Origin of the sequence: Paracoccus sp. UBA889 (assembly GCA_002294185.1) — a bacterium.
In the GTDB taxonomy this organism is placed as follows: Bacteria; Pseudomonadota; Alphaproteobacteria; order Rhodobacterales; family Rhodobacteraceae; genus Paracoccus.
Window position 1 is genome coordinate 30,251 of sequence record DBFD01000024.1, and the last position, 5,986, is coordinate 36,236.

Annotated in this window: 8 protein-coding genes and 1 pseudogene; 6 read left to right on the forward strand and 3 right to left on the reverse strand. The window is 66.3% G+C overall.

All coding sequences use genetic code 11. The features are described from left to right. A partial coding sequence (locus tag B4L36_RS04045; protein WP_292952748.1) for a PKD domain-containing protein occupies positions 1-749 on the reverse strand: 749 nt, incomplete at its 3' end. A 214-nt stretch (positions 750-963) separates the two neighbouring features. Here B4L36_RS04045 and B4L36_RS04050 point away from each other — a divergent pair. The 6 genes from B4L36_RS04050 (at position 964) to B4L36_RS04075 (ending at position 4,454) form a co-directional block, all read left to right on the forward strand. Beyond that, complete coding sequence (locus B4L36_RS04050) at positions 964-1,473, forward strand: phage tail protein (protein ID WP_292952751.1); 510 nt, start codon at positions 964-966, stop codon at positions 1,471-1,473. Positions 1,474-1,649: 176 nt separating this feature from the next. Then, positions 1,650-2,252, forward strand: coding sequence for an SCO family protein (locus B4L36_RS04055; protein ID WP_292952754.1), 603 nt, complete (start codon positions 1,650-1,652; stop codon positions 2,250-2,252). Positions 2,253-2,257: 5 nt separating this feature from the next. Continuing rightward, the gene (locus tag B4L36_RS04060; RefSeq protein WP_292952757.1) at positions 2,258-2,677 is read left to right on the forward strand and encodes a disulfide bond formation protein B; all 420 of its coding nucleotides are present in this window, start codon (positions 2,258-2,260) and stop codon (positions 2,675-2,677) included. Then, positions 2,677-3,336: a DsbA family protein gene (locus tag B4L36_RS04065; RefSeq protein ID WP_292952760.1), complete on the forward strand. Its 660-nt coding sequence runs from the start codon at positions 2,677-2,679 to the stop codon at positions 3,334-3,336. The genes B4L36_RS04060 and B4L36_RS04065 overlap by 1 nt, the downstream gene beginning before the upstream one ends. A gap of 24 nt (positions 3,337-3,360) precedes the next feature. Continuing rightward, positions 3,361-3,828: a copper chaperone PCu(A)C gene (locus B4L36_RS04070; protein WP_292952763.1), complete on the forward strand. Its 468-nt coding sequence runs from the start codon at positions 3,361-3,363 to the stop codon at positions 3,826-3,828. Continuing rightward, positions 3,828-4,454 carry an SCO family protein gene (locus B4L36_RS04075; RefSeq protein WP_292952766.1) on the forward strand — a complete coding sequence of 209 codons (627 nt, stop codon included), beginning with the start codon at positions 3,828-3,830 and terminating at the stop codon, positions 4,452-4,454. Before B4L36_RS04070 ends, B4L36_RS04075 begins: the two co-directional genes overlap by 1 nt. 39 nt (positions 4,455-4,493) lie before the next feature. Here B4L36_RS04075 and B4L36_RS04080 read toward each other — a convergent pair whose 3' ends face one another. Continuing rightward, positions 4,494-5,798, reverse strand: coding sequence for a c-type cytochrome (locus B4L36_RS04080; protein WP_292952769.1), 1,305 nt, complete (start codon positions 5,796-5,798; stop codon positions 4,494-4,496). Then, positions 5,795-5,986: pseudogene (locus B4L36_RS04085) on the reverse strand (hypothetical protein); the annotation flags it as partial. The pseudogene B4L36_RS04085 and the gene B4L36_RS04080, both read right to left, overlap by 4 nt.

Sequence of the window (5,986 nt, forward strand, 5' to 3'; positions counted from 1 at the left end):
ACCGTATCGGCCGGCGAGGGATCCGAGCCGTCATTCACCACCAGGCTGAAGACCAGCACCGCGTCCGCCGCGCCGGCCACCAGCACCGGCGCGGTGAAGCCCGGCGTCGCCGTCGCAGCCCCGCTCAGCGTGACCGCCGGGCCCGAACTCTGGCTCCAGGCATAGCCGAGGCTCTGGCCGGCATCGTTGGCGTCCGACCCGCTGCCGTCAAGCGTCACCGCCGCGCCCGAGCCCACCGTCCGGTCCGGCCCCGCATCGGCCGTCGGCGGCGTGTTGGCGACCATCGTGGAATTGTTGACCAGAACTGTCGATCCCGCCCCCGAGGCCCCGATGACGTAGTCACGGGTGTTTCCGTCCGCGAGCGAGGTGGCCCGGAACTCGACTCCGACGAAATCATCGGTCGCGTAGGTGCCGTTGGCGCCGTCCGACAATGTCACGACCACATTCGTCGCGCCGCATTCCGATGCGATCGCGGCCGCGGTGATATCGCCGCCGGGCCAGCTGGTGATCACGCCGCCTGACCAGTAATTCCCTCCGGAAGACTGGCTTGCCCCGTTGGGGATGAACAGGTTCAGCTGTGTCTCCTGCGCGGCGGAATCATGATAGGCGTTGAAGCTGCAGGTCAGGCCCGCGGGCGCGATGACCTGATCGAAAAATCCCGGACCCAGGGCGAGGGAGGTGGCCGGCGGAACCGTCGCGGCCGTCAGGCCCAGTCCCAATACCGCCAGAATGGATCTGAAGCGCGTCATGTCTCTGTCCCGTTCATTCTGCGTCCCCGGCGCGGACGCGCCCGGAAACGGCATTTCGAAATCTGTCTGCAGGCTAATGGCGCCATTTGTCGCATTCTGTGTTCCGGGACACAGAAGCCGTCCGGTGAAGTGAATAAACCTTGGCCGGACCGCATGGCCCCGTCGGGCCATGACTGGACACCCTTCGACACTGACAGGCTTCGGGAGAACTCAGATGGATCCATTCATTGGCATGATCGTTCTGTTCGGCGGAAATTTCGCGCCGCGCGGATGGGCGTTCTGCGATGGTCAATTGCTGGCGATCGCATCGAATTCGGCGCTCTTCAGCATTCTCGGCACGACCTATGGCGGCGATGGCCGCACCAGCTTCAGCCTGCCCGACCTTCGCGGAAGGGTGCCGATGCATGCAGGCTCGGGCCCCGGCCTGACGCCGCGGGAAATCGGGCAATCGCTGGGACGCGAGACGGTGACGCTGGACACGACGCAGATGCCCAGCCACAGCCATGAGGTCAGCGTGCTGAACGCACCTGCCGACAATGACCGGCCCTCGGGTGATCTGCTGGCACGTTCGGCGATCTATTCGGCAACGACATCGCCGACGGTGGCGCTGAACCCGGCCACAATCGCCACCAGCGGCGGCAGCCAGCCGCATGACAACATGCCCCCGACCCTGTGCATCAATTACATCATCGCTCTTGAAGGCATCTTCCCGTCGCGAAGCTAAGGGCGCATCTGCGGGGTATCGACGCGCCCTCCCCGCGTTCGGCGCCGCTCTGGCCGCCGGCCGGGCGGCAAAGGCTTCACGGACGGGTGACATGCTGTCGCGGCAGGCAATCCGTGCTTGAACCTGCGGTGAGGACATGATTCTTGCGCGAAACGGATTAGCGGCAGGTGAGACGGATGTCCCTGGCATCGGTGCGAAGGATTTTGTGGGTGCTGGCGGGCGTTGCGGCGCTGGCTTTGGCCTGGCTGCTGCTCTGGTCGGATTTTCGGACCGCGCCCGACCAGGCCCGGGAAGAGCCGCCCTTCTACGCCGATTTCGAACTGACCGGTCATGACGGCGTGGTCCGGACAGAGGACGATTTCGCCGGGCGCTGGATGCTGGTCTTCTTCGGCTTCACCAATTGCCCCGATATCTGTCCCACGACGCTGTCGGAGGTCGCGTCGGTGATGGACGGACTGGGCGATGAATCCGCCAAGGTGCAGCCGATCTTCATCTCTGTGGATCCCGAACGGGACACGCCCGGGGCCCTCGCGGAATATGTTCCCCTGTTCGATGCGGGCATCATCGGCCTTACCGGCACGCCGGAACAGATCGCCGCGACCTCGGAAACCTTCCCGATCTTCTACGAGCGGATCGAGCAAGCCTCGGCCCCGGATGGTTACACGATGAACCACACGTCGCATCTTTTCCTCTTCGACCCCGCGGCGGGCTTCGTCGATTCCTGGCCCTACGGCACGCCCGCCGAAGAAATTCTGGCCGACCTGCAAGAGAGGATCTGACCGCCATGACCCGTCTGTCCGGCGCGACCGCCCTGGGGCTGGCCTGGACCATTGCGCTTTTCGCATCGCTCGCCGTGCTGTTCATCGGCGAGGTGCTGGGCCAATCGCCCTGCGTGCTTTGCTGGTTCCAGCGCGCCTTCATGTTTCCCCTGGCCATCATCCTGGGACTCGGGCTTTGGTGGCGGGACGATCGCGTCGGGCGCTATGGCATCGCACTGGCGCTTGGCGGCGGCGCGGTCGCGCTGTGGCACCTGGGCCTCTATGTCGGGCTGATTCCCGAAAGCATCCAGCCCTGCACCGCCACAGGACCCTCCTGCACCGATGAAAACCAACTGGTCCTTGGCATTCCGATCCCGCTGATGGCGCTTGTGGCCTTTGCCCTGATCGGTCTGCTGTCGGCCCTTTCACTGAAGGAAACACGATAATGCAACGACGCGGCCTGATCCTGTCCGTTCTCGCATTGGGGACCGCCGGCTTTGGCGGTGCCGCATGGTATGCGACGCGGCCCGCGCCGACCGCCGGCGCGGCCCCCGTCACGGCGGATCGCAAAGACACGCTGATCCGAAGTTATTCTCCGGTTCTCGGGCCCGAGGATGCGCCGGTAACAATCGTCGAATTTTTCGATCCGGCCTGCGAAGCCTGCCGGGCGTTCGACCCGATCGTGAAGGACATCATGGCCCGGAACGGGGACGCCGTGCGCGTGGTGATCCGCTATACCCCGTTTCACGGCGAATCCTCGGAAGAGGCCGTGCGCGTGCTCGAGGCGGCGCGGATGCAGGATGTCTATCGTCCGGTCATGGATGCGCTGCTGCGCGAACAGCCCAGATGGGCTTCGCGCGGGACGCCGCCGCCGGGCCTGATCCTCGAGATCGCGACCGCCGCCGGCCTCGACGCCGAGGCGGCGCGCACGCAGATGCAATCGCCTGACGTCGTGGCAATCCTGAACCAGGACCGCGCCGATGTCGAAACCCTGGGTATCCGCCAGACCCCCACCTTCTTCGTTAACGACAAGCCGCTCGACCCGTTCGGCGAGGCCGAATTGCGGCGCCTGGTCTCGGCCGAAGTCGCCGCGGCGCAGAGTTGAATGGTGGAACACGGGAACATTCCGATGAAAGACCTTCTGTTCGCGGGCGCGCTGGCCGCCCTTCTGACTGTCGCCGGGCTTTCATCGCCGGCTCTGGCAGGATCCGGGGATGTCGTGGTTGCCGGCGCGTGGGCGCGCGCCTCGATCGGCGTCAAGCGCCCCGGTGCCGCCTACATGACGATTCGCAATACCGGCGAGGAGCCGGTGACGCTGACCGGGCTTGCAACTCCGCTGGCGATGATGCCCGAAATCCACGAAAGCAGGACCGATGCCCAGGGCATCAGTTCCATGACGCCCGCGGGCAGGATCACGATTGCACCGGGGGACAGCGTGGCGCTGGAACCCGGCGGGCTGCACGCGATGCTGATGGGGCTGCAAGCGCCGATGACGGAAGGCGAGACCTTTCCGCTGACGCTGCTTTTCGAGGATGGCGGCCAGACGATCGTCGAAGTGCCGATCCTCGGCATCGCCGCACGCGGACCCGGGGACTGATGCGGCGGCGGGCGTTTCTGGGATACGGCGCGGCCGGCCTTGGCGCGCTGTCGCTGACGCTGGCGGTCGGTTGGTGGCGGGTGGACGGGCCCGGTGCGCCCGACGCGGCGGGATTGCGGCCGATGGCCCTTTCCGCGATGGATTTTCGCCTGACAGATCACGAGGGCAACAGCGTCGGACCGAAATCCCTGATCGGCCGTCCGACGATGGTCTTCTTCGGCTTCACCTATTGCCCCGATGTCTGCCCGACCACGCTTTCGGACATCTCCGGCTGGCTGGACGAGTTGGGACCGGATGGTGATGAATGGAACGTGGTTCTTATCACCGTCGATCCCGCGCGCGATACGGTCCGGGCGATGGCCGATTATCTTGGCTATTTCCATCCGGCGATCCGCGGCTGGACCGGCCCGGAGCCGCAGATCGCGCGCGCCGCCGCCGGTTTCCGCGCGACCTATGAAAGAGTGCCGACCGAAAACGGCGATTATACGATGAATCACACCTCGGGCGTCTTTCTGTTCGATGCCGAGGGGCTTTTCGTCACCATGATCGACTATCACGAGCCGAGGGAATTCGCGATCCCCAAGATCCGCCGTGCCATGAAGAAAGAGGCGAAGGCGGCGAGCTGAGGCAGGGAATCGTGACGGCGCGGAACCGGCCGCCCCGTCTTAGCGGTCGCTCCGGGGCCGCCCGGCGTACCAGGCGGATACCGCGTCGATCTGTTCCTCTGTCATCCGCTCGGCGATTGCCTCCATCACCGGGGCAAAGGGGGTTCCTCCGCGCTTGCCGTCGCGCCAAAGCACCAATTGCCGGGCAAGATACCACTCGGGCTGTCCCGCGAGCGCCGGAAAATCTGGGCTTCGCGGCTTCGGCCCCAGGGCGTGGCAGCTTTGGCAGGACGGGATCCCAGCCTCGGCGATGCCGTCGAGGGCGATGCGCCGGCCCAGGGACAGCAGCGCCTCGGGCGTGGCGGGGGGGCCGCCGGGGGCGGCCATCGGCACCGTGGCATAGTCAAGATCGGTGTCACCTTCGAGGATACCGGCGGCATCCTGCGGCGTGTCCAGTGGCAGGACCAACGGCCCGGACGCGCCCAACGCTGGCTCCGCGCCTTTGCCGGCGGCGGTTTCGGGACCGGGTTCCGGCACCGGACCGGGCTGTCGGGCAAAGTATTCGGCAAGCTCGGCAAGGGTCTGCGCGTCATAGCGGCTGGCCGGCGGCTGCATGAAACCGCTTTCGCGCCTGCCCTGCGCGAAAGCCAGCAAGGTGGCGTTGAGATAGGGCGCAGGCTGGCCCGCGATGATCGGAAACGCGCCCTCTGCCGTGCGGTCGCCCCGGCCCAGCCCGTCGCGGCCATGACAGCGGGCGCAATTTTCCAATGCGTTCTCGAAAATGCCGTCCAGCGCCGCCAGCGCCTGCCCGCCCGCCTCGAGGTCGTCATCCACGACGCCGCCACCGAGGGCAAGATCGGCATAGGTCGCGGCGGTCATGTCGGGCAAGGCGCGCAGAAAGGCCACCTGCGCCCAGACCTCGTCATCGCGGCCCTGCGCCGGCCAGGCGGGCATTCCGGTATATTTGAACCCGTTCTTGACGATCCAGAACAATTCCTCGTCGCTCCAGTCGCCGACGCTGTCCTCCAGCCGCGGCGGCGACGGAACCATGTTGGCCACGACCGGCGACTGCGCCACGCCGGGTGCGCCATGGCAGGCGGCGCAGCTTGTCGCATAATTGCCGGCCGACCGCTGGATCAGCGCCGGATCGGACAGATCCAGCCCCTCGGGCTTTTCGACCGGCGTTGACTGGGTGGCGACGGCGTTCTCCAGCGTCCAGCCAAGAAACCAGCGCGTCACCGGCCAGTGTCCCGACGAGGCGGCGATGGAAACCAGCCCCGACCAGCCGACAAACAGCGCCCCGGCCATGCCGAGAGCCACGAGGCCGGCCAGCCTTTTCCAGGTCAGGACGATCCTCAGCCTCATCGGCAATCCCCGATCATGACAATCGGCAGGGTCTCGAACAGCACCGCCACGAAGGACAATGCCGCCAGCAGCAGCGTCGAGAATTCAAGAAACCCTTCGCGCGCTTCGGCCGTGTCCTGATCGTTGCGAAAGCCGCCGCCACCTTCGCGCCATTCGCGCCAGGCGCGGCGCAGGATCAGGCCGATCAG